The 23,835-nt window shown below is 36.9% G+C and carries 18 protein-coding genes and 1 pseudogene; 9 read left to right on the top strand and 10 right to left on the bottom strand.

Annotated elements, in window-relative coordinates; translation table 11 throughout:
• Window positions 1–523: 523 nt before the first annotated feature.
• The gene (locus tag SAGCYANO_RS47280) at window positions 524–646 is read right to left on the bottom strand and encodes a hypothetical protein (RefSeq protein ID WP_255502452.1); all 123 of its coding nucleotides are present in this window, start codon (window positions 644–646) and stop codon (window positions 524–526) included.
• Window positions 647–767: 121 nt separating this feature from the next.
• Between SAGCYANO_RS47280 and SAGCYANO_RS03580 the strand changes: the two genes are divergently transcribed.
• Window positions 768–1,367, top strand: a complete 600-nt coding sequence (locus SAGCYANO_RS03580) for a DUF4126 domain-containing protein (RefSeq protein WP_202218824.1) — start codon at window positions 768–770, stop codon at window positions 1,365–1,367.
• A gap of 339 nt (window positions 1,368–1,706) precedes the next feature.
• Here SAGCYANO_RS03580 and SAGCYANO_RS03575 read toward each other — a convergent pair whose 3' ends face one another.
• From SAGCYANO_RS03575 to SAGCYANO_RS03540, 8 genes are all read right to left on the bottom strand, one after another.
• Entirely contained in the window at window positions 1,707–2,120 is a 414-nt protein-coding gene (locus tag SAGCYANO_RS03575; RefSeq protein ID WP_202218823.1) for a type II toxin-antitoxin system HigA family antitoxin, read from the bottom strand.
• On the bottom strand, window positions 2,095–2,361 hold the full coding sequence (locus SAGCYANO_RS03570; RefSeq protein WP_237395711.1) for a type II toxin-antitoxin system HigB family toxin: 267 nt from the start codon (window positions 2,359–2,361) through the stop codon (window positions 2,095–2,097). The genes SAGCYANO_RS03575 and SAGCYANO_RS03570 overlap by 26 nt, the downstream gene beginning before the upstream one ends.
• A 452-nt stretch (window positions 2,362–2,813) precedes the next feature.
• Complete coding sequence (locus tag SAGCYANO_RS03565) at window positions 2,814–2,975, bottom strand: hypothetical protein (protein WP_202218822.1); 162 nt, start codon at window positions 2,973–2,975, stop codon at window positions 2,814–2,816.
• A 65-nt stretch (window positions 2,976–3,040) separates the two neighbouring features.
• The gene (locus SAGCYANO_RS03560; RefSeq protein WP_202218821.1) at window positions 3,041–4,603 is read right to left on the bottom strand and encodes a glycosyltransferase family 39 protein; all 1,563 of its coding nucleotides are present in this window, start codon (window positions 4,601–4,603) and stop codon (window positions 3,041–3,043) included.
• 65 nt (window positions 4,604–4,668) lie between these two features.
• On the bottom strand, window positions 4,669–7,674 hold the full coding sequence (locus SAGCYANO_RS03555) for an ABC transporter substrate-binding protein (protein WP_202218820.1): 3,006 nt from the start codon (window positions 7,672–7,674) through the stop codon (window positions 4,669–4,671).
• A gap of 93 nt (window positions 7,675–7,767) precedes the next feature.
• Window positions 7,768–8,658 carry an ATP-binding protein gene (locus SAGCYANO_RS03550; RefSeq protein WP_237395708.1) on the bottom strand — a complete coding sequence of 297 codons (891 nt, stop codon included), beginning with the start codon at window positions 8,656–8,658 and terminating at the stop codon, window positions 7,768–7,770.
• Between the two features lie 50 nt (window positions 8,659–8,708).
• A complete protein-coding gene (locus tag SAGCYANO_RS43930; protein WP_237395706.1) occupies window positions 8,709–10,592 on the bottom strand; it encodes an ATP-binding protein in 1,884 nt (627 codons plus the stop codon).
• 943 nt (window positions 10,593–11,535) lie between these two features.
• The gene (locus SAGCYANO_RS03540) at window positions 11,536–12,807 is read right to left on the bottom strand and encodes an ATP-binding protein (protein ID WP_202218819.1); all 1,272 of its coding nucleotides are present in this window, start codon (window positions 12,805–12,807) and stop codon (window positions 11,536–11,538) included.
• Between the two features lie 310 nt (window positions 12,808–13,117).
• On the opposite strand from SAGCYANO_RS03540, the gene SAGCYANO_RS47275 reads away from it, so the two are divergent.
• From SAGCYANO_RS47275 to SAGCYANO_RS03505, 7 genes and pseudogenes are all read left to right on the top strand, one after another.
• On the top strand, window positions 13,118–13,243 hold the full coding sequence (locus tag SAGCYANO_RS47275; protein ID WP_255502451.1) for a hypothetical protein: 126 nt from the start codon (window positions 13,118–13,120) through the stop codon (window positions 13,241–13,243).
• Entirely contained in the window at window positions 13,233–13,397 is a 165-nt protein-coding gene (locus SAGCYANO_RS03530) for a type II toxin-antitoxin system PemK/MazF family toxin (protein ID WP_202218817.1), read from the top strand. The genes SAGCYANO_RS47275 and SAGCYANO_RS03530 overlap by 11 nt, the downstream gene beginning before the upstream one ends.
• Before the next feature lie 213 nt (window positions 13,398–13,610).
• Window positions 13,611–13,847 (top strand): type II toxin-antitoxin system PemK/MazF family toxin, encoded by a 237-nt coding sequence (locus tag SAGCYANO_RS03525; RefSeq protein WP_202218816.1) that lies wholly within the window; start codon window positions 13,611–13,613, stop codon window positions 13,845–13,847.
• A 1,092-nt stretch (window positions 13,848–14,939) separates the two neighbouring features.
• Window positions 14,940–15,086, top strand: a pseudogene (locus tag SAGCYANO_RS43925) (nucleotidyltransferase domain-containing protein); the annotation flags it as partial.
• A gap of 958 nt (window positions 15,087–16,044) precedes the next feature.
• On the top strand, window positions 16,045–16,683 hold the full coding sequence (locus SAGCYANO_RS03515; RefSeq protein WP_202218815.1) for a DUF3479 domain-containing protein: 639 nt from the start codon (window positions 16,045–16,047) through the stop codon (window positions 16,681–16,683).
• The gene (gene bchH, locus SAGCYANO_RS03510; RefSeq protein ID WP_202218814.1) at window positions 16,680–20,147 is read left to right on the top strand and encodes a magnesium chelatase subunit H; all 3,468 of its coding nucleotides are present in this window, start codon (window positions 16,680–16,682) and stop codon (window positions 20,145–20,147) included. The genes SAGCYANO_RS03515 and bchH overlap by 4 nt, the downstream gene beginning before the upstream one ends.
• A 675-nt stretch (window positions 20,148–20,822) precedes the next feature.
• Entirely contained in the window at window positions 20,823–22,526 is a 1,704-nt protein-coding gene (locus tag SAGCYANO_RS03505) for a calcium-binding protein (protein ID WP_202218813.1), read from the top strand.
• Window positions 22,527–23,018: 492 nt separating this feature from the next.
• Here SAGCYANO_RS03505 and SAGCYANO_RS03500 read toward each other — a convergent pair whose 3' ends face one another.
• Complete coding sequence (locus SAGCYANO_RS03500) at window positions 23,019–23,240, bottom strand: DUF6887 family protein (protein ID WP_202218812.1); 222 nt, start codon at window positions 23,238–23,240, stop codon at window positions 23,019–23,021.
• Window positions 23,241–23,488: 248 nt separating this feature from the next.
• On the opposite strand from SAGCYANO_RS03500, the gene SAGCYANO_RS03495 reads away from it, so the two are divergent.
• Window positions 23,489–23,725 carry a hypothetical protein gene (locus SAGCYANO_RS03495; protein WP_202218811.1) on the top strand — a complete coding sequence of 79 codons (237 nt, stop codon included), beginning with the start codon at window positions 23,489–23,491 and terminating at the stop codon, window positions 23,723–23,725.
• Window positions 23,726–23,835: the final 110 nt, after the last annotated feature.

Here is a 23,835-nt window from a genome sequence, read left to right as displayed (position 1 = left end):
TTTTTGATAACTGTAGACAAGATTCTTCCTCCCGCTCCTCCCCATCCTCCCCATCCTCCCCATCCTCCCCACCCTCCCACAAGGGTTTCAGGAGTTATGGGTAAGGGATAGCTTAATAAGGGGGGAACCGCTGAAAAAGGGGGGAGGTTTCACGGGTCCCCCTTTTTAAAGCAGGGCTAATTCATTGTCGCGCCTAGAATATTTACAACTGTATATTTTTGGTTAACTCACTAGCAAGATGCACAAAATTTCAAAATTTCAAAGGATACAATTTTTCTAAGCGTGACGATGAATTGACAAATGCTCCCCCATCCCCTACTCCCTCACTCCCCCACTCCCCTACTTCTTTTTTCTCTCGTGACAATAAATAGACCCTGCCCTTTTTAAGGGGGATGCGCGGGGGATCGTAAATGTACCTCATCTTTATGAGAAATGCTATAGCCTTCTTCCTTCTGCGATAAAACTGTACCTGACCATCTTGAATAGTGCGGTATTTTTATTTAGCAGGACTTACGCAGAGACACTAAATCCAGTGAGGGCGAATGCCATTCGCCCCTACAGATGGTGGTTTAACAGTCAATTTGCGTAAGTCCTGATTTAGTTTAAAACCATTTTTAAACATTAACATTAAAAGATAATTTGTCAATCTTGATAATATATATTTATACATCGGCAATCGGCAGATAAAAGATTGAAGTAATGAATAATTATTAAATAGTCACCAGCAAAATTAACAGTTTTTATGAGGAAAAATTAGGAATAAAATTATGGAAACTTTATTAGGTATTTGTCTAGGTGTAGGTTTAAGTGCAGCTTGTGGTTTTCGGATATTTGTACCTCCTTTAGTCATGAGTATTGCAGCACAGTCAGGAAATTTACAACTTTCTTCTGATTTTGCCTGGATGGGTACCCCACAAGCAACAATAGCTTTCGGAGTTGGTGCATTTTTAGAAGTTGCAGCTTACTATATTCCTTGGGTAGATGAACTACTAGATATTGTTGCTACTCCAACAGCAGTCATTGCAGGTACAATCATCACAAGTTCATTTGTAACTGAGATGAGTCCAATGCTACAGTGGACGATCGCTGCGGTGGTGGGAGGGGGTGCTGCGGGAACAGTGCAAGGTTTAACAGATGTTACCAGATTAGCATCTACAAGTCTCACCGGAGGATTTGCAAATCCTGGAGTTTCCACTATGGAGTTATTAAGTTCCTCGGTGTTGTCAATTTTGGCGATTTCTGTACCAGTGTTCGCAGCTTTCCTTGTATTTGTAGTAATTGGGTTATTATTATCAGGGGTCAAAACTTTGCATCGAAAGTTGAGGCAGAGAAATAATACAGAAATACCACCGACAGAAATAGAGTAATATCATGTCTGGTTGAATGTTTATAAATTACGGCTTGCTGAAAAAAGCAGAGTGTGGGGAGTGTGGAAAGTGTGGGAAGTGTGGGAAGTGTGGGGAGGGTGGGGAGAAAGAGAAAGTAGAGAGGAATAATTGTGCCTGTATCTTTCTGTGCTTGTCTGTCTTTTGTCTTAACTTTTTGGTAACTCAAGCTGAAAAGTTGGCACTTTTTTTCGCTCCAAAAAGGCTAAAACTTTTATATATCAGTGCTTTTAGATTTAATCAGCAAACCCTAGGTATCTGTTGGGTTGCCAAGTGCGCTTAACCCAACCTACAGTATTGTAACTTTATAGATTTCAGGACTTAGGCAATATTTGTCAATAAAGATGGAGAAATCTGGAAGAAATTAGCTAGTTCTTGAATTTGATGTTCTGAAAGTTGACATTTACCATTCAATACTTCTAATACGATAAATTCATTGCCTAAAATAGGAACTAAATCTTGAGGAGAAAGTTGAGATTCTTCTAATAAAGCTTTCAGGAGTTCGACACCACAAATAGTAGGAATTTCTTCGTGTTCTTCTTCATATTCATAGACTAACATTCCTAAAATTTTTAGATAGTCGCGGTCGTCTTTTGTCAGGGAACCTTTGTCTAAAATAGAATTAATCCGATTTTGAGTAGCAATTAATTCAGTTTCATTAGTTATGGGGCGAGGGGGAAATGTGGTAATTAAGTCTATATAATAATTGTTAGGAGTTTTGAAACCAGTCGTCATTTTTCCAATTTTCCTGATCGTATTCGGAGTGCGTTAGTACGGCGCGGATAAAAATTATTTTGTATTCGTAATCAATGTAAGTGATGAGTCGATAATTATTTCCTCCAATGTTGAAGACGGTAAAATTGCCAACTAAGTCTGCTGAAGGAAAGATTTGCCGTAAATCATTAAAATTTTGAAACTCTGCATCTGATACTCTATTATACTCTATTATATCATAGTAAAAGTCCAGGTTTAGCATTAGAATGTTTTTCCCAGTATATTCTCAGCATCCTCCGACTGATAATACGCATTTTAGCGATCGCTACTTATTTATATTATTCATCCATATCACAATTCATCAATTTAGTCAATAATGTTTCATTTGGTTGAGACGAAAAAAACTCAGTATTTAACAAAAAGTAAAGTAGCTCTAAAACCTCTCCCCTTCTGTCTTCTGCCCTCTGCCCTCTGCACTCTGCACTCTGCCTTCTGCCTTTCTTATTTTACCGAAAAATTGTGGTTTAAAGCCTCCCCTTTTAAGGGGATAATAAGCGGTCGTTTGCGGAGCATTCCGTAGGATGGGATGGCGCAATTCGCAGCGGCTCTGATAAGAGCGGGTCTCCTCGCCATATCCAATCGACCAAGAGAAGAAAAATTTTCATGAATTTGTCAATCCTCTTCTTTCAAGGAGAGGTAATTATTCATTATTCATTATTCATTATTCATTGTTGAACTACAATTATATAGTTCATAACTATAATTAACTTTTGGTAAATTATCGGGATTTTCCCAACAGTTGAATTTCTCTAAATCATTTTCATTTACTTCTAAATTCACTGTCCATAAGTCTAGAGGTCTGGTTTTTTCTGTCAAGATTTTAGCAATTGTTGAATCTGGTAATAATGCTGAATTTTCTTGTTTTTTTGCCAGAATAAATTCTAATGTTTCTGTTGATAAATTAGTCTTTTTTCCAAACTTTGAAAATATAAACCAATAGCCATTAAAGCACGAATTTCTGAGTGAGTTTTATAACTCATAGCAATCAATATTGGAGCTTGAGATTTGGTTTGAATGACTTGGGCTAATAAATCGGCTCGTCGTGATTTTTGATAAGCATAATTTGTAACTACACTTAAGGCTCCACATAATCCCATTACTAATATTATGACAACTACTTTTTTGCCTGTTGCTCTGAAAAAATTAGGAATATTTTTAAACAATTTGCTTCTTGTTTTTTTATCCTCAATATTATTTTGCCAACAACTAGCCATACTTGAAGCCAACAACAATAAAACTACAGGAAAATAAACAAAGCCATAACGAGCAACTAAAGATATGTCTTTTCCTAAACCATAAATTACAAATAAAAATAGGAGGATGGCAAACCCTAAAAATGCTCCTAATATCTGAATAGAAAGACCTGCTAATGGAGAAGCGATATAGCTGACGCCACGCTCCGCGAACGCTCTTTTCCATCCCCTCCATAAACCAGGAAAAATCCAGACTAAAACTAACAACATTGTTACGCCAGAAAGGATGCTAATAAAAGTATTTGTTCCCTCCACTGGCAACATAAATATCATTGTTATTCCCCAGACAAATAAACGCAAAATAGGTTGCCATATTTCATCTAGGTCATAACTGGTATCGATCCAACTCGTCAAGTCATTGCTGGAAATACCTGTCACTGCTGGCAACCACACCAAACAACCTACCAAACTCCCCAACCCAACTATATAAATGTGACACCAATAACGTTGAGAAAATTGTTTGATATCCCTGAGCAAAAACCAACCCATAACTAAACCTTCCGCAGCGAGGGTTAATGCAAAAAAGTAGTGGGTGGCAATGCCTAAACTATTAATTATTATCCAGAAACCTCCTAACCATAAAGGTAATTTTTTTTGCTGCTGAATACAACGTATTGCTTGAATGAGAAAAGCTAGAGAAATCATTATCCAGAGAATAGTTAGGGTATAATGACGAGCTTCTTGAGCAATATAAATGCCGTAGGGAGATACCGCCATCAGTGCAGCAGCTATTTGCCCCACTATCTGAGAACGAAAGGCAAAACAACCAAGGGCAAATATTGCCGGAATAGCTAATACACCAAACAAAGCACTGAGCGATCGCCCTACTACTAATGATACTATTTCTCCATCTTGGGTAAATATTTTTAGCCAAAAATGAGTCAGCAGAAAATATAGAGGGGGATGAGTGCTTTCAGTCATTAGGTTGTGAATGACATCGCTGTAGGGAATTGTTGCGTCGAAGCGCAGGGGTGAGAGGAGTTGTTGCCAAGTGATGACTTTATCTAGGGGGATGTCAAGAAAGTTATGACCGAGACTGTAACCTAAAGTGGATATTTCTATGGAGTCAGCAGGTTTGTCTGCCCAAAAATTGTAGCGGAGAATAGTACCTATTAAAATGGAGATGCTTAGTAGGAAATAGTTGAATTTATTTGTTTTTAGAGTTTTTATAGTGTTAATTATAATTGCCAATTTAATATTTACCTTTTCCAATAAAAAAAAATCAAATCAATTATCCCACAGAAATTATCAATATACTATTCTTCTAGCAGACGAAAATCTAAATTAGAGCAAGCTGGATTTGGAGATTCAACAACTTCAACAAGAATTGCTTGACCAGTAGGTTCACCTTTTGGATTAAATCTAAGATTTTGTCCAGAGGTTTCATTAGCTGGAAGATTTACTTCTTTAAGTTTTTCCAAAACTGTAGACCTGGTGGGATTATCGCCAGAATTAGATAAAGCATCAATAAAAGCCTTAGTTGCATCATAACTGGTAGCAGTACGCCAACCAACCTCTCCTCCCCACTGAGCTTTTGCTCGATCTAAAAATGGTTTTGCTGTAGGTAATCCTTTAAACCACGGTACTGCCAAAATCAAACCTTGAATTGCTTGCTTTCCCTTGTCTAGAGTATCGCAATTATAAAGAGTATCGCCAGCAAATAATTTTAATCTTCGGTTTTCTGATAATTTATAATTAGCAGTAGCAATCTCAACTGCTAAATCAATTGTGCTTAAATCAGAAAAGAGCATAGCAACGTTAACTTGGTTATCTGCCGCGACTTTAACTTCTTTATTGATATCAAAAAATGGTTGTTTCAAATCTATACTCTTAACCTGTATGCTAGGCTTCAAATTGTTTAAGTGAAAATCAAAAAATCCCTTTAGACTTTTACTAAATGAACTTTGTCTATTATAAAAAATCACAATATTTTCTATAGGTAAAGATTTGACATATTCAGCTAACCTTTTACTTAGTACAGAGTTATCAATCACTGTTCTAAAAAAAGTGTCACTTTCCAATTCTGTGCTTGTGCTAGTAGAAGAAATAACTGCTAGTTTTTCTTTTTCATATACTTCTAGTGCCGCCTGAGTAGCATTACTGGAATTATGCCCTATTACTCCTAAAATGTCTGGATTTATGACTATCCCTTGAGCTACTTTGGGAGAAACTTTTTTATCATTACTATCATTGGCAATAACAATTTCCAGTAACCTCATATTTGATGAGAAGTAGTTATTTTGGTATTTATTTTGGTTATATTCATTTTGTGCCTGAGCAACGCCTCGCAAAATTGCTTTAGCTCTTTGACTATTCTGAAGCACTGGTACAACTACAGCTATTGTCAGAGGATTATCAGGCTTATGCTCCATACGAGCCAGAGAATTGTTATAGTAAATCAATGGTTCTGGTTCGTTACGATTAGCATTGACAAGTTCTTGAAAACAATTAGCTGCTTCATCGTAATTCTTCTTTTTAAAGTGTTGATTACAACTTAAAAATTGAGCATTATAAACTTCGTTATTAGCCAGATCAAATAGTGTTTGCTCCCCACTGCTAAATCTTTCTCTTATTTGCTTATCTAAGTCTAATTTTCCGGTTGGATAATCTGGAAATGCTTGAAGTTTTAATCCCAAAAATATTCCTATTCCAATTAGCATAGGAACTGCAAAAACTGCTGTTAAAATCACCAAACGAATTGGAATTTGCTCCAGCTTTTTACCGTGATAAACTGGAATACTTATATATTTTCCCTTAGTTTTCAGGAGTTCAAGTTTCTCTAGAACTTCTGTATTCTTAGGCTCAATTTCTAATACTTTTTCATAGAGCCTTTTAACTAAGCTGAAATTTCTCTCAAGTAAACGATAGTTTTGGAAAAAATGATCGCCATAACCAAGCAATGATTCTATGTATCCCTCTTTCGCACGTTGTGGATTAATTCTGTAAGCTCGATCGTACAGTTCTAATGATTCCTGAAATTTTTGATTTTTTCGATATGCTTCAGCCAAGCGGAATAAAGCACTAAAATGGTTAGGATTAAGTTCCAGAGCTTTACGATAGTGGTATAACTCATCATCTATATTCCCTCGGTTCCTCCATATATTAGCTTTTTCATAGTAATCATTAGCTTCTGGATCGAGTTTCTCAAGTTCCCATATCTCTGACTGTAGCGGGTAATATTTGACCAACCAGCGACGAACAAACTCAATTGTAACTCTATGACCATCTGCATCTAAAAAATCATTGTCAATCAAATTTTGTTGTGCTTGACATAATTGCTCTATATTAACTCCAATACTTGTTAGCAGCTTTAGAGGGTCTTCTGGGGATGACATTTTTTGCGTAACTTTCTCTTGAGCTACTGCTGCTGCTGAGAATACTACTCTTTCTGGAATCAGTAATCCTTCCCGAAACCAAACTAGCCCTGCTTCACTCAACTCCATAGCATTGTCTATAACTCTGCCTAAATCACTCACTAAAATCTCACCTTTTTCCTTTTCCCGTGCTTGCGCAAACAGAGCGTAGCATATAGCTTGTGTAAAGTAGGGATGGCCTGCTGAAAGTCTGATAATTTCGTTTATTGCTCTATCATTGTATTGCAGAAATCCTCGCACAGGTTTTGTAATCAACCTTTGGGTACTGAATATGTCTAGCAATCCTATTCCCAGATGAGGGGCACCCTTAAACAATTTCAGTAGCTTCGGCATATCACTTAGTCGCCTTCCCACAACTGGAATAATAAAAAGTTGCTTCTCCTGAGATACAATTTGCCTTAAGTATCGAAAGAAATCTTCAAATCCTGAGTCATTATTCTCACTGTTTAACACATCGAATTCATCCAATAATAATACTAAATTTCTATTACCCAACTTCTGGAATATCGGATTTAATAATTGACTGAATTTATCTGCGTCTTTTTCTAAATCTTGAATTGAAGCTAAATAATTTGTAGATATTCCCAGATGCTCAAAAATTTCTTCAGCAAGTTTATGGATAATTTCATGGAAAGACCATTGGCTTTTATCTTGAAAATCTGACAGGACAAAAACAAATTTATTATCCAAGTTTACCTGTTGACAAATTTGCTGTAGTACAGAAGATTTACCAATACGTCTTTGACCATGCAGCAGAATAACTTGTTGATTATTAGTCAAATTATCTTCAATAAAACGAAACAGACTTTCTCGGCCGAAAAACAATTCTGGTTCATCAATAGAACGACCAATAATATAAGGATTTCGCTTATTTATTACAGATTTCATATTAATTATTAGTTTTTGTAGGAATTATATTTTTACTGTGCAAACTAACAGTAAAATAATTTTTTCAATATCTAAATTAAGGAACTATAAAAATTATTCCAACCATCTTGCTAGCTTACCCACCCATTTCACTATAGATTTTACAGCTTCTTTATTTTCTGACAAATACTCGATCGCATTTGTTACTTTTTCTGCTTGTTGATGGGTCATCAAATTGAGAAATACTTTCTCTCTCTGTTTAAGTGTTTCTGGATTAGAATTTTCAATTTCTCTAATTATCCACCACTCCATAATTCTCGAATAAAATAAATAAACTGTATTTTCTTGTTCTGTACTTATTTTAATCACTCCCCGTTGTTCTAAGTCAATCAAATCTCGTTCTTTCTGGCTAAAAATAATACTAAGGTCGCCTAAATCATATCGTTTATTTTGCACGCGATCTGCTAATTTAGATAATGCAAGTAACATTAACAATGTCTGCTCTAATTCATTGGCAACTTGCCATGTATCTTGAAAAAAATGCTCTGTTGCTGCGACAAAATCTTGAGCAAATATCTCAGCATTAATAGTCTCTCCAGAGCGTCTTTTGTTGTGCAAAATAAACCCGGCATTTTGTAGTAAAGCTGGATTTCCACCAGCAATTTCTTGAATTCCATCCCGCAGTGCTGGTGTCATTTCTATCGCACTAAACAAAATATCTACTTCATTTTGATTCAGTGGTTTTAATTGTTGAAATGCGTAATGATTATACCAAGGAGATTTTTCTGGTGTCAGACTAGGACCAGTTTCATTCAGGCGTCGCAATGAAGTTACAATCATTGATAAATACTTTCTTTCTGAGGAGTGATAGGCTAAGTTTCTACACTCACTTAAAAATACTTCTACGTCAGTTTCGGTATACTGAGAATGGGAGTTAAAAGTTGCATGATAATCATCTAAAAGTAGCACTAAAAATTTGTTTTGCTTACCTAATTTTTTCAACACAAGGCGCAGGTCATCTTTAGTTAGTTTGGGCTTTTTTAGTAACTCTCGAATTATAGGTTGTAGAATAGTATCATCTTTAGTTTTTCTCTAATTAAATTAATAATTTTTCGCCAGAAGTTAGCGGGTGTAAACTGTTTAATTTCTAGGCAATTTAGGTAGACAATTACCGCTTTGGATGGATCTAAATCTTGCGACTCCCAGACATGATGAGATGTTAGCAGGTTAAGGAAAGAAGTTTTTCCCATACCAGGGCCACCCCAAATAGCTAAATTGCTACGGTTGTATATTTGGTCAAATGCTATTGCAATTAAATTTTCCCGCCCCACAAAATGTTCTGGAGCAATTGGTTGACCCACAGTGAAAGGATTTCTCTTTATCTTTATCTTTGTAGATTGCTCAATTTCTGTCAATATCTCCTGTGCTAATGCGTTATCAGGATCGAGATTTAATACTTCTTCAAACTGTTCCTTAGCTATTCCCCGCTTTCTTTCCTCCATCAATTTTTGCCCGTAACCTAAAAGCGATTTCACTAACCCATCCTCAGCCCATATTGGATTAACTTTATACCCTCGTTGGTAAAATTCGGCTGCTTTACTAAAGTCTTCAACCTTTAGATATGTCTTTGCCAACTCAAATAAAGCCTGGAAATGGTTGGGGTTGATTTTCAAAACCTTCTTGCAACGAGCAATGACATCCGTCAGCGTAACTGATTTTTGTCGCAAGTCTGTCACTAATTTATTATAAATGCGATTAGCTTCTGAACTCAGATTCTCCAGTTCCTGTATTTCTCCTCTCACAGAATATCGTTTCAATAGCCAACGACGAACTAATTCAATTTTCACTTTATATCTAGGAACCTTCTCTCCAGGTAACTCTGAACTCTCTACCTTATCTAAGAAACCCCATTCAACTAATCGATCTGCTGCTTGAAACAGAGATTCTGTAGGAACAACTCCATATTCTTTCAAGAGTGTCAATGGTTCCTGCACAACTTCAGCAGATTTTATTGCTATCCTTTGAGCTTCTGCTGCTGCTGAGAATATCACTTGCTCCGGAATTGGCAGTCCATCCCGAAACCATGTCAACCCACCTTCAGCACTTTCAATTGCTCTATCTACAATAATATTATCCACATCTGCACTCTTCACCTCCCAATTATCTTCTGCTTCTGCTTGCTGGAAAATTTGAAAACAGATTACTTGGGTAAAATAGGGATGGCCTGCTGAAAGTTCTAATATGGCTGCGATCGCATCCTCTCCATATTCCAGTACTCCTTCAGCAGGTTTAGTAATCAACTGGGTAGCACTTTTTTTATCCAACAAACCAATTTCTTGATTGGGCGCTCTCCGAAATAAATTGAGTAAGTACTCCATCTCATCCAGTCGTCTTCCTACAACTGGAATAATAAAAAGTTGCTGATGATTTGAAATAATAGACTGTAAGTAGGGGAAAAAATGTTCTATTGCTGATGCAGGATTATAATCGCTCAAAACATCAAATTCATCCAGTAACAACACTAAGTTTTTGTCACCTAAATTTTGAAATACTTGAGGTAAAAAAATTCCTGAAAAAAATTCAGTATTTGCTTCTAAATCTGTCTTTAAAGGGAGCTTTATATTATCTTGTTTCAGCTTAAGTTTGATAATTATTTCTGTAGCTAATTTCTCCAAGACTTCTGCAAGAGTTAACTTAGCTTTATCTTGAAGGTCGAAGTCAACAAAAACAAACTTATCTCCTCCCACAAAATTAGGAATTTGAGATAAAACAGATGACTTACCTATTCTTCGTTGACCCTGTAACAAGATAATTTTTGCACCATTGTTCAAGTTAGCATTAATAAAGTTAAACAGATTGTCTCTACCAAAAAATAATTCCTTTTCATAAATTGGACGACCAATGATGTAGGGATTTTTCCGATTAGCTGAAAGTATCATATTAATTAATTTGAAATTAGCCTATAGCATTTCTTAATGAAATACATTTACGATCCCCTAAATCCCCCTTTTTAAGGGGGATTTTTTTTATGTTAATAAAGATGTTGATCGACCATAGTTTAAAAAAAGATACTTTTTGTTGGCTCCCCCCTTTTTAAGCAGTTCCCCCCTTATTAAGGGGGGTTAGGGGGGATCTAAAACTGTACCTCTGTGTTTGAGCGAGTTTTATGTTAATTAAAGATGTCGATCAAGCATAGTTTAAAAAGGGATACTTTTTGTTAGCTTCCCCCTTTTAAGCAGTTCCCCCTTATTAAGGGGGTTAGGAGGATCTAAAACTGTACCTCTGTGTTTGAGAACGAGTGAAACCTCCCCCTTTTTAATGGTTCCCCTTATTAAGGGGGTTAGGGGGGATCTAAAATTATCCCCCTTTTTAAGGAGAACGAGTGAAACCTCCCCCCTTTTTAAGTGGTTCCCCCCTTATTAAGGGGGGTTAGGGGGGATCTAAAATTATCCCCCTTTTTAAGGAGAACGAGTGAAACCTCCCCTTTTTATGGTTCCCCCCTTATTAAGGGGGTTAGGGGATCAAGCATAGTTTAAAAAAGGGATACTTTTTGTTAGCTCCCCCCTTTTTAAGCGGTTCCCCCCTTATTAAGGGGGGTTAGGGGGGATCTAAAACTGTACCTCTGTGTTTGAGCGAGTTTTATGTTAATTAAAGATGTCGATCAAGCATAGTTTAAAAAAGGGATACTTTTTGTTAGCTCCCCCCTTTTTAAGCAGTTCCCCCCTTATTAAGGGGGGTTAGGGGGGATCTAAAACTGTACCTTGTAGACTAAAGAACTGCTATATTAAACCTACACAACTAAAATGGTGCGTTACGGCAGATTGTTAAATACCTTTTACAGTCTAAATTTTAGCCGTAAATACGCACCCTAAAAGTTTTTCTCTATAAAACTAGCTCATAAATCCATTCTACTACAGATGTTACATCCTCTCTATTTTCCCACAAAACTCGAATCACTTTTTTAATTCTCTCTAATTGCTTATGATTCATCAGATTTAGAAATGTTTTCTCACGGTTTTTAAGTTCTTCATCATTACTATTTTTAATTTTCTGAATTACCCACCATTCCATCAAAGATGAAGCAAAAGAGTAAATTGTTTTATCCTCAGTTTTATGAGAGAGAATTATGCCACGTTCCTCTAAATCATTTAATTCTTGCTCTTTTTGACTAAAAATTATATCAATATTACCCAAGTCATAACGCTTCTTTGTTCGTGGCAAACGACCTTTTAAACTTGATAAAGCAATAAGCATTAAAATAGCTTTTTCTTCTTCAGTTGAAAGCTGCCATATATCCTGAAAAAAATGTTCCGTTGCTGCTAAAAAATCTTTAGCAAATGTCTTAACATCCCGGGGTTCCTCAGATTGTAATTTATTGTACAAAATAAATCCGGCATTTTGTAATAAAGTAGGGTTACTATCAGCTATTTGTCGAATCCCATCTCGTAACTCAGGTGTCATTGGCAGTCCACTTAAAACATTTACTACTTCCTGCTCCGTAAATGGCTTAAGTGGTATAAACAAATAATGGTTATACCAAGGAGATTTTCCTGGTGTTAGAGTAGGACCTATGTCATTCAAACGTCGCAATGAAGTAACAATCATTGACAGATATTTACTCTCCTCTGAATAATGGACTAAACTACGACATTCACCTAAAAATTCCTCTATATTTTCTGCTTGATATTGAGAGTTTTGGTGCATAACAACATGATAATCATCCACCAGCAAAACTAAGTGTTTATTTTGTTCTCCTATTAGTCTTAATACTTGGCGAAAATCATCTTTATTTACTTCTGGTTTAGCCAATAATGTATTAATTTCTGAATAGAAAGAATCATCTTTTTGAAACTTTTCAGCTAACAAATTGAGAATTTCTCGCCAAAATTTAGAAGGTAGGAAAGGTTCGATACTTAAACAACGGAAATAAACAATAACAACTTGAGATGGATCGAAGCCACGTTTCTGCCAAACTTCAGGAGACTTTAAATACTCTAGCAAAGATGATTTACCCATACCTGAACCACCCCAAATTGCCACATGACCACCATTAGCTATTTGAGCAAAAGTGCTATTAATTTCATACTTGCGTCCTACAAAACGTTCTGGGGGAACTGTTTTACCTACAGTAAAAGGATTTTTCGGATTTATCATTATATTTTGACTTGAATAATTTAGGAATAAAGGATTGACGGATAATAGTTCTACTATTTTAGTTATTATAACTTTATAGGTAGCTAAGTAGGTGGGTTGAATTTGTAAAAGTGTGGGAATGATAAGATAAAATTATCCTAATCGTGAATTAAAAATGAGAGATGCCAAAATGTCATTAAAATCAACATATCCTACAATCCTTGAAATTGTTAAAGAAAAGTTAGTAAATCTTTCCCCATAACGACTACAAATAGCCCTAGATTTCTTGACTTACCTCCAAAAAAAAGATGAAACAGATGTCAGTTATTTAATGAAATTACCATTAGAAGAAAGACGAAAAATTCTAGCAAAGCAAGCTGAAAAAATGTTAGAACATTATCAGCAAGAGGGAGAATGGCAAGAATTACAAACTTGGGATGAACTAGATGAGCAATGATAATTTACCTAAACGTGGAGATATTTGGCTAACAAATTTTGACCCAACGATTGGATCGGAAATTAGAAAAATTCGTCCGGCTATTATCATTAGTTCTGATGGAATTGGGAGATTACCAATTAAGTTAGTTGGTAAGCATTCAGCCTTCAGCTAGCCTCTTTCAGAGGAACTGCGTTAACAGCTATCAGCTATGAATTATTAACTCATTATCTTGGAATAAGGAATTAGTAGTCAAGAAGTGAAATATGTTTGCGTAGCATTCCGCAGGAAATGAAATATTTCTGTCAGCTAACCTTAGTCTTTGCTTGATTCAAATAAAAGCTGATAGCTGTTTGCGGAGCATTCCGTAAGAAATGCTAATAGCTGAATGCTTACGTTAATTGCACCGATAACTGATTGGAAAGACTATTTTGAAAATGATAGTTGGCATATCAAAATAGAAGCAGATTTAGAAAATAATTTAACTAAGGTTTCTACTGTCGATATATTGCAAATAAGAGGAATGGATTTGCGAAGATTAGTCAAAAAAATCGGTGTTTGCTCTAGTGAAATTATGAATAAAATATCTACAGGTATTGCTTTATTGGTAGAATATGATGGTTGAATTTTCCCTAAGATATCTATCTCCTAAAATTAAATAAGCCTTCAAATTAAAGCGAACGATCGCCGATAAAAATATAAAATTGAAAACTATGAACAATTGGAAAAATTAGTGCCATTCAAATCAAACAAATTCAAGCGATTTCCAAACAATACGACATCTGATGATTTTTTTTATCAATTTTAATCCACTCAGTAAAATCTGAAAAAGTAGAAGCCTCAAAGACAATTCTTTTACTCACTCGATTTCCTCTAGTGATACTTCAATTAAATTGGTTTTACGCTCTACATTTTTAACTGCATTTAACAGCCTATTTTTGTTAGTTTTACTTTTAAATAAGTAAGTTTTTCGTCAACTTCAGAAACAATAATTTCAATTTCTTTATCTCCAAATTTTGCTTTAAGTGTTTCGTAAGCATTCAGCCGTCAGCTAGCCTCCTATCGGAGGAACTGCGTTATCAGCTTATCAGTTATTGCTTTTCGTGTGGCTTTAAAGCTGTATTAATTGAGCTAGAATTAATCTTACTATAAGAGTCGTTAAAGTCTATATTCATTTTAACTCTGTCCTTAAAAGCAGGGTCTTATCGCGCTCGAGCTGACTGCTAATAGCTGAATGCTTACAGTGTTTCTAGGAAGTTATGGTCAAGTTGATTAGCTTTTAATCTATAAAAACTAGACATATTTTCTGATTGATTAAGAGTTATAAATTATATATTTAGAGGTTATCTGAAAAGTCCCATTTGCTACATCAAAGCCCCCTAAATACCCCAATTTTGGGGGACTAGAGCAAGCAAATTTACTCTTGTTCCCCCCAAAGTTGGGGGCTAGGGGGCAAAATAAAGTTGGGGGGCTAGGGGAGCAAAATAAAGTAGGGGGTCTAGGGGGCAAAATTCAGTATCAAAAAACTTTTCAGATATCCTCTTAATATATTATTTAATAATAGCATAAATTCTATCTACCTATTAGTTATTTTGAAATATATATGCTAGTAAAGTTAAACCCTAAATTACAAAAACGTTTGGGCATATCAACAGAAAAAATAGCTCTATTTTGTCAACGTTGGAATATTACATAAATGGCTTGATTTGGGTCAGTTTTAAGCGCTCGCTTTCACGCCGATAGTGATATTGATATTCTCATTCGCTTTGCACCCAATGCTCGCCAGGGATTATTAACTATTGCTAAAATTAAGCATAAATTAGAAAATAGCATAGGGCGAGAAGTGGATATTGTCGTAAAATAATCTATTTAAAATAGTGAAAATTGGATTCGTCGCCAGGAAATTCTTAAGACAGCGCAAGTAATTTCAGTTATCAGTTAGCCTCCTCCGGAGGAACTGCGTTAACAGTTATTAGTTATCAGTACCTCTCGCTAAAACAAGAGGCAATAAAATACAGAATTATCTTTTTTTATCCCCTTAAAAGGGGAGGATTTAGACCACAGTTTTTCGGTAATTTATGAGCAGAGATATAGCTGAAGTCAGAAGTCAGAGGTTAAATTCTTGTAAGTCATAAATTTTCATCTTCCCTTGTATAAATACAGCAGATTCCAAGTACATGAAGTGCAGATATTAACAATTAAATGAATGCAAGTGCGGGAATCTTGCCCGCGATGGATGTACCTAACAAAGTGGAATCCGCTGTATTTTCCCTACTAATAGATTCATTCGGTAGAGGAGAGAGACGAGAATTAATAGAAGAATTAATGAACTTAAATAATTTGTTTTCCCACTCGTCAATAGACATTTCAGATTGCCGATCGCCTCGAACATCAATAATTTATTTTTCTATTAAACTTTCAATATATTTTTCAACTGATAAGTCTTGTGAGTTAGCTTTTTCTCTAATCTGAGCTTCAATTTCCGGTTTTAAATTAATAGTAATCATCATTTTTTATGTAGATTTACAATATTGTTAAAGGCAAATATCGCAGTTCTTTAATCTATGAGGCACACTTTTATATCCCCCCTAACCCCCCTTAATAAGGGGGGAACCGCTTAAAAAGGGAGGAGCTAACAAAAAGTCCCCCTTTCTAAGGGGGATTTAGGGGGATCGTAAATGTATCTCATAACTGTGGGAATTGCTATAAAAAACATCACTTATAACTTATAACAATAATATAGCAATCCTAAAACATAGCGACAATAATTAGTCTTTTTTAGTTACCCTATATAGTATAGGAACTTTTATTAACATCAGGCCATGAAACGTATTGTCTTAATCGCAGGTTTTGAATCTTTTAACACTGGTTTATACCGTCAAGCAGCTCAAATGGCAACTTCCCAATGTCCAGATTTAGATATCCAAGTATTTAGCGATCGCGCCCTTTCTCAACAACCGGAAACTGTCGCTACTGCTCTGGAAAATGCTGATGTTTTTTTCGGCAGTCTGCTTTTTGACTACGACCAAGTTTTATGGTTGCGCGAAAGAGTAGAAAATATTCCCATCCGTCTCGTTTTTGAGTCAGCGCTAGAATTAATGGCGTTAACAAAATTGGGAAAATTTATTATTGGTGACCAACCGAAAGGAATGCCAAAACCAGTCAAATTTATTCTCAGCAAATTTTCCAGCGGGAGAGAGGAAGACAAACTTGCGGGTTATATCAGCTTCCTGAAAACAGGTCCGAAGTTACTCAAGTTTGTACCAGTGAAAAAAGTGCAAGACCTGCGCAACTGGTTGATAATTTACGGTTATTGGAATGCTGGTGGTACAGAAAATGTGGCTGCTATGTGTTGGGTTTTGGCAGAAAAATATTTAGATTTAAAAGTTGGGGAAATACCCCCCACCTGTGGAAACTCCCAATATGGGTTTACTGCATCCAGACTACCAGGGTTATTTTGAGTCTCCCAAAAAAATATCTGGAATGGTATCGCCAACAGAAGCAAACTTCCTCTACTCCCGTTGTTGGAATTTTGCTCTACCGCAAACACGTCATTACCAAACAACCATACATTCCCCAACTTATCCGCAAATTTGAAGCAGCAGGTTTAACACCTCTACCTGTATTTATCAACGGAGTCGAAGGTCATGTCGCCGTCAGAGACTGGATGACCAGCGCTTTTGAAAGTCAAAAGTCAGAAGTCAGAAGGTATGAAAGTCAAAAGTCAAAAGTCAAAAGGCATGAAAGTCAAAAGTCAAAAGTCAAAAGGCAAAAGTTAGATAAAATTCAAAAGTTAGATTCTCCTGAAACAGAACTTACGCAAATTAACCTTGAAAACGAGATATGTAGGGGCGAATGGCATTCGCCCTCACTAGATTTAAAATCAAAACTCAAAAATCAAAAGTATGATTCTGTTAAACCAATACTTTCCCTTTCTCCGGAAGCAGTAAAAGTTGATGCAGTCGTTTCAACTATTGGTTTTCCCTTAGTGGGGGGTCCTGCGGGTTCGATGGAAGCAGGACGACAAGTGGAAGTTTCCCAACGCATTCTCACTGCCAAAAATGTACCTTATTTTGTCGCAGCACCCCTACTTATTCAAGATATTCATTCTTGGACGCGCCAAGGTGTGGGAGGTTTGCAAAGTGTAGTTTTATATGCACTGCCAGAATTAGATGGAGCGATCGACCCCGTTCCCCTGGGTGGTTTAGTGGGAGAAGATATTTATTTAATTCCCGAAAGAGTGAAACGTCTCACGGGTAGGGTGAAAAATTGGATTAAACTCCGTCATAAAGCGCCCGCAGAAAGAAAAATAGCTGTTATTCTCTATGGTTTTCCTCCCGGTTATGGTGCCACAGGTACAGCAGCTTTATTAAATGTGCCGCGTTCTCTCCTGAAATTCCTCCACGCTCTAAAAGAAGAAGGTTACAACGTTGGGGAAATTCCCGAAGATGGGGAAGAACTTATCCGTCAAATTAAAGAAGCAGACGAAATTTATTCTTCTTCCTCTTCTTCCTCCCCTTTTAACAAGGATAAAACCAACTCCTCTTCTTCCTCCCCCCTTCCCAAGGGGGGAATGAGGGGGGATCGAAACCAAGACCTTCCCGGAACCAGGGGGGATAACAACCAAGTTAATATTAAAACCCTAGAAAAATGGCTAGGTTATCTATCAACAACTCGCATGGAAAAACAATGGGGAAATCTCACCCGCACGGGTATAAAAACCGATGGAGAAAATTTCCATATTGGCGGAATTAAATTAGGAAATATTTGGCTAGGAGTACAACCACCCCTGGGAATTTCTGGCGACCCAATGCGCTTAATGTTTGAACGAGATTTAACACCCCATCCCCAATATGCTGCTTTTTATAAATGGCTCCAAAATGAATTTCAAGCTGATGCAGTTGTTCACTTTGGAATGCACGGAACTGTGGAATGGTTGCCCGGTTCTCCTTTGGGAAATACTGGTTATTCTTGGTCGGACATTCTGTTAGGAAATATGCCACATCTATATATATATGCTGCTAATAATCCTTCCGAATCTATGTTGGCAAAACGTCGGGGTTATGGAGTTTTAATTTCTCATAATATTCCTCCTTATGGTCGAGCTGGTTTATATAAAGAATTAGTCAGTTTGCGAGAGTTAATTTCTGAATATCGGGAAGACACACAGAAAAATTCGGGGTTGCGGGAACCGATTTTTAAGAAAATTATTGATACTGGTTTAAATTCCGATTGTCCGTTTGAATATGGCAAAAATTTAGGGATTGAATTTACCCCGGAAAATGCGCGGATGTTTAGTTCGGATGTGGTTAATCCCTATTTTGTGGAAGTTTACGAATATTTGCAGGTTTTGGAGCAAAGGTTATTTTCTTCTGGTTTGCATACTTTGGGAGAAGTGCCGAATCAGGAGGAATTAAAATCTTATTTGGATGCTTATTTTGGGGAAGAAATTGCAGGGCTAGACTCGGATTTGGGGCACGGATGTACGGATGATAGAGTTAATAAAAATGTGGGAAATATGCGGAATTTGTTGGTGCAAAATGCTGATAAGCTAGACTCGGATTTGGGGCACGGATATACAGATGATTATGTTATGCAAAGTGTGGTAAATATTCGGGATTTATTGATGCAAAATACTGACGAACTTACCAATCTTTTGCGGGGATTAAATGGAGAATATATTCCTGCTGCTCCAGGAGGAGATTTATTAAGAGATGGTCCGGGAGTTTTACCAACTGGTCGAAATATTCATGCTTTAGACCCCTATCGAATGCCTTCTCCTGCTGCTTATGAAAGAGGGCGAGAAATTGCCAAGAAAATTATTAATCAACATCTGGAAGAAAATAATAATTATCCCGAAACTGTAGCAGTAATGTTATGGGGTTTAGATGCTATTAAAACCCGTGGCGAATCAATCGGAATTTTATTAGAATTAGTAGGTGCTGAACCAGTAAAAGAAGGTACGGGTCGAATCGTTCGTTATGAATTAAAAACTTTAGCTGAAGTCGGTCATCCCCGCATTGATATTTTAGGAAATTTATCAGGAATTTTCCGCGATAGTTTTGTGAATATTATTGAATTATTAGACGATCTATTCCAACGAGCAGCAACCGCAGACGAACCCGTAGAACAAAATTTTATCCGCAAACACGCTTTAGCATTGCAAGCGCAAGGTATAGAAAATGTTTCGGCACGGTTATTTTCCAATCCCGCTGGTGATTTTGGTTCCTTGGTAAACGACCGAGTTGTCGATGGTAACTGGGAGTCAGCAGATGAGTTAGGCGATACTTGGCAAGGACGAAATGTCTTTAGTTACGGTCGTCAGGACAAAGGTCAAGCACGACCAGAAATTTTGCAGGAGTTGTTGAAAGGTTGCGATCGCATAGTCCAGGAAATTGACTCGGTAGAATATGGTTTGACAGACATTCAGGAATATTATGCTAATACTGGTGGGTTAAAATTGGCAGCAGAAAAACAACGAGGTAAAAAAGTAAATGCTAGTTTCGTCGAAAGTTTCTCCAAAGATACCACCCCCCGAAAATTAGAAGACTTGTTGCGGATGGAATATCGCACAAAATTATTGAATCCAAAATGGGCAGAAGCAATGGCAAATCAAGGTAGTGGCGGAGCTTACGAGATTTCCCAACGGATGACAGCGTTGATAGGTTGGGGTGGTACAGCTAATTTTGCCGATAATTGGGTTTATGACGGTGCCGCCGAGACTTATGCTTTGGATGCAGAGATGGCGCAGAAATTACGGGAGGCAAACCCCGAAGCGTTTCGGAATATTATTGGGCGGATGTTGGAAGCGAACGGACGCGGTTTTTGGCAAGCAGATGAAGAGAAGTTGCAGAAGTTGCGGGAGTTGTATGAGGTAGCAGATGAGAAAATTGAAGGTGTGAGTAGGTTGGGTAGAACGAAGTGAAACCCAACAAAAACCCAGATAATTAACATAACAAGTAGGTTGGGTAGAACGAAGCACAACCCAACAAAAATCAAGATAATGTTGGGTTTATCCTAACGGATAAGCTGGCGCTAACGTGACCTCAACCCAACAAAAACCAAAATAAGGTAACAAGTAGGTTGGGTTAAGCGACAGCACAACCCAACAAAAACCAAGATAATAAGAAGTAGGTTGGGTTAAGCGACAGCACAACCCAACAAACCAAGATAATTAAGATAATAAGTAGGTTAAGTACAACAAAGTGTCAGCAGAGCTTATCCGTAGGATAAATCATACAAAAACACATTATGTTGGGTTTCCCTTCGCTCAACCCAACCTACAAAAATAACAAAAATTATTGATAAGATAAAAAAATTTATATATATATATTCAATAATTATTGATATATAAACCGGAAAATATCAAATTAATTTTTGAAAAAATTAATTTAAACTTGTATGTACATATATTTTACTTAAATTTGTATATATATTTCACCTATCTGAGTATACAAAATAAAAAATTATATTTAATAAAAAAATAAATATAGTTTATAATTTAATTATTTAATTTATTTGGTATAGTGAATGTATCGGAATTGAATAATATAAGTTAATCTATTCCGATAAATCCTGATGTTTAGTCTGAGGTTTGATTATGGCAGTTATCAATGGAACAAGTGGCAATGATTTTCTAACAGGAACCCCATTTAACGATCAAATTTATGGGTTCGATGGTTTCGATACGCTCGAAGGGAGCGGAGGGGGAGATTTGATTTCAGGAGGCCGACAAGCAGATCGTCTCCGAGGAGAGGATGCTTCAGATGTTATGTATGGTGGAAAAGAAAACGATAGCCTCTTTGGAGGTGATGGAAACGATACATTGTATGGGGATAATGGTAACGATTATCTTAGTGGCAGTGCGGGAATAGACTTATTATATGGGGGAAGTGGTGCAGATACATTTGTTTCCAATCGTCGTATAGAAAGCGGTGGAACTGATTCTTTTGTCGATTTCAATTCCTCTGAGGGCGATCGAATAAGGAGGATTCGGGGAGGATTTCCTAGAAATAATTTTACCTTTTCTGAGGAGCCAAATACTCCTTTATTTGAGGAGCCAAATACTCCCTTCTTTCTAGAGTTCAAACAGCAGGGTAACGATCTTCTAATTGGTGATTCTATATCCGAAGGATATACAACTTTAGTGGGTAACGGTGAATATATCAACGATCTAACTCCGTTGCTATCTTCCTTTGAATTTGTAGAGCCTTCTTCCATTGACTCTTATAGTGATGACTTGGGGAATTATGAAGAAAGTTTTCAGGCACAAGAAGACGGTTCTGAAACAGAAACCGACTCTGAAATTACTGACCCGCTCACACGTTTGAGAGAGGCCGAAGCGAATCTGATTCAACAAATTGAGCATTTAGAAGCTGGTGGTTCTCTCTCCGAGCTTGGAGTCCAAGGACCGGCGTTAGAAACCGTGACGACAACAGACTTGCAAGGAGCTTTATCCGAAATTCAAGGATATATTAGCGATGAGTTAGCGAGACAGGAAGAAGCAGTTGTTGCAGATAACTTCTTACTTCCTGAAGTTCTTGAACCTGAAAAACAGGTATTCGTAATAGAAGAAGGAACTTCTATCCCCTTGAATATTCAAGAAGAAATGATGGGAGGTGAAATTTTATTCGTGCCTAATGGATACTTCGATACTCCTGCGCCTGAAGGTTTCTTTGAGGAGCCAAATACTCCCTTCTTTCTAGAGTTCAAACAGCAGGGTAACGATCTTCTAATTGGTGATTCTACATCCGAAGGATATACAACTTTAGTGGGTAACGGTGAATATATCAACGATCTAACTCCGTTGCTATCTTCCTTTGAATTTGTAGAGCCTTCTTCCATTGACTCTTATAGTGATGACTTGGGGAATTATGAAGAAAGTTTTCAGGCACAAGAAGACGGTTCTGAAACAGAAACCGACTCTGAAATTACTGACCCGCTCACACGTTTGAGAGAGGCCGAAGCGAATCTGATTCAACAAATTGAGCATTTAGAAGCTGGTGGTTCTCTCTCCGAGCTTGGAGTCCAAGGACCGGCGTTAGAAACCGTGACGACAACAGACTTGCAAGGAGCTTTATCCGAAATTCAAGGATATATTAGCGATGAATTAGCTAAACAAGAAGAAGCAGCTCTTGCAGATAACTTCTTACTTCCTGAAGTTATTGAGCCTGGAAAACAGTTGTTCGTAATAGAAGAAGGAACTTCTATCCCCTTGAATATTCAAGAAGAAATGATGGGAGGTGAAATTTTATTCGTGCCTAATGGATACTTCGATACTCCTGCACCTGAAGGCTTCTTTTAATAGATAAGTAGCTTTAGTTTCAAAAGGTTCAACCCTGCTGTTGAGAATAAGCTTACAGACTACGGTAGGTGATTCTCACAGAAGCCAGCTCAACAACAAGCTTCGGGTAGATTACTTTCAATAACCCTTACCTTACCTGGCAACTTTCGGATTTGAGTAAGTGTAATATAACGGTTTCCAGCATTTTTCAGAGTAGGTGAACTACACAGTAAAAACCCAAACCCTTGTAGGGATGTTTCAGAGAAAGTCTCTACAAGGGGTTTACTGAAATAAAAACTGCTGTATAAGCAAATATAGGAGCTTCATGAAAGGCTAAATTTTGATGGTAATATTGGCAGAAAATAAAACGTAGGTTGGGTTAAGCGGTAGCGCAACCCAACAAAGCAAGATAGTGTTGGGTTTAAATAGTGTTGAGTTTATCTTTCAGATAAGCTGGCGCTAACGTTGCCTCAACCCAACCTACATCTAACTCCAGAAAATTTAGCGATCGCTCTAACCATTATCTTGCGCCACCCTCTCTTGAATTGCCTCTTCCATAATGCGGATATTTTCTGGAATTGCTACACCTTCTTCAGTACAAACAGGAGGATATCGTTTAACTTCCACTCCTGGTGGAATACGAAAAAGAAATCGAATTGCTTCGATATCGTCTCGGTGTTCTAAAACGTAAGCTTTTAATTCAGCTTTAGTCATTTCTTCAAAATTAGGTTTCATAAAAAATACCATTCTCCATATTGTTATCCAGAAAATTTGCCAAATTTTATTTTAATTTTAGCATTATTTTTTCACCTACAATAGTAAACAAACTACAGCCCAACAAAAACTGATATACAGAAATTCAAAAAATATCCTGAAGCTGCATTTCACTTCAAGAAGAATAGACTATACATCACAAGATAGTTAAATAAATGAACATAAATTTATACTAGCTTGTCGATCTAATTAACTCTGAGAAAAAAATCATGCAAGACACTCAAAACAACGAACTATTTTCCGATATTTCCACTGAAGAATCTGCTACTATTAATGGTGGTTGTGGTTGTGATGGTTACCGTCGCGGTCGCTCTGTATATTATGGCTACGGTCGCCCTCGCTACTACCATGACGGGTATGGATACAGTCGTTCTGTAAGCTATGGTTACCGTCGTAGTAGCTATGGCTATGGTTATGGTGGATATCGTCGTGGTGGTTGCTACTAAATTAATTGATAATGGATAATTGATAATTGATAATTACAAACCAGAATTATTTAGTTATTAATTATTCGGTAATGGTGGAATTATAACTTTGATTAATACTTAATCAAATG

The sequence above is a fragment of the Okeania sp. KiyG1 genome (assembly GCF_014132355.1).
Lineage (GTDB): Bacteria > Cyanobacteriota > Cyanobacteriia > Cyanobacteriales > Microcoleaceae > Okeania.
This window is presented reverse-complemented; position numbering and strand designations above follow the sequence as displayed.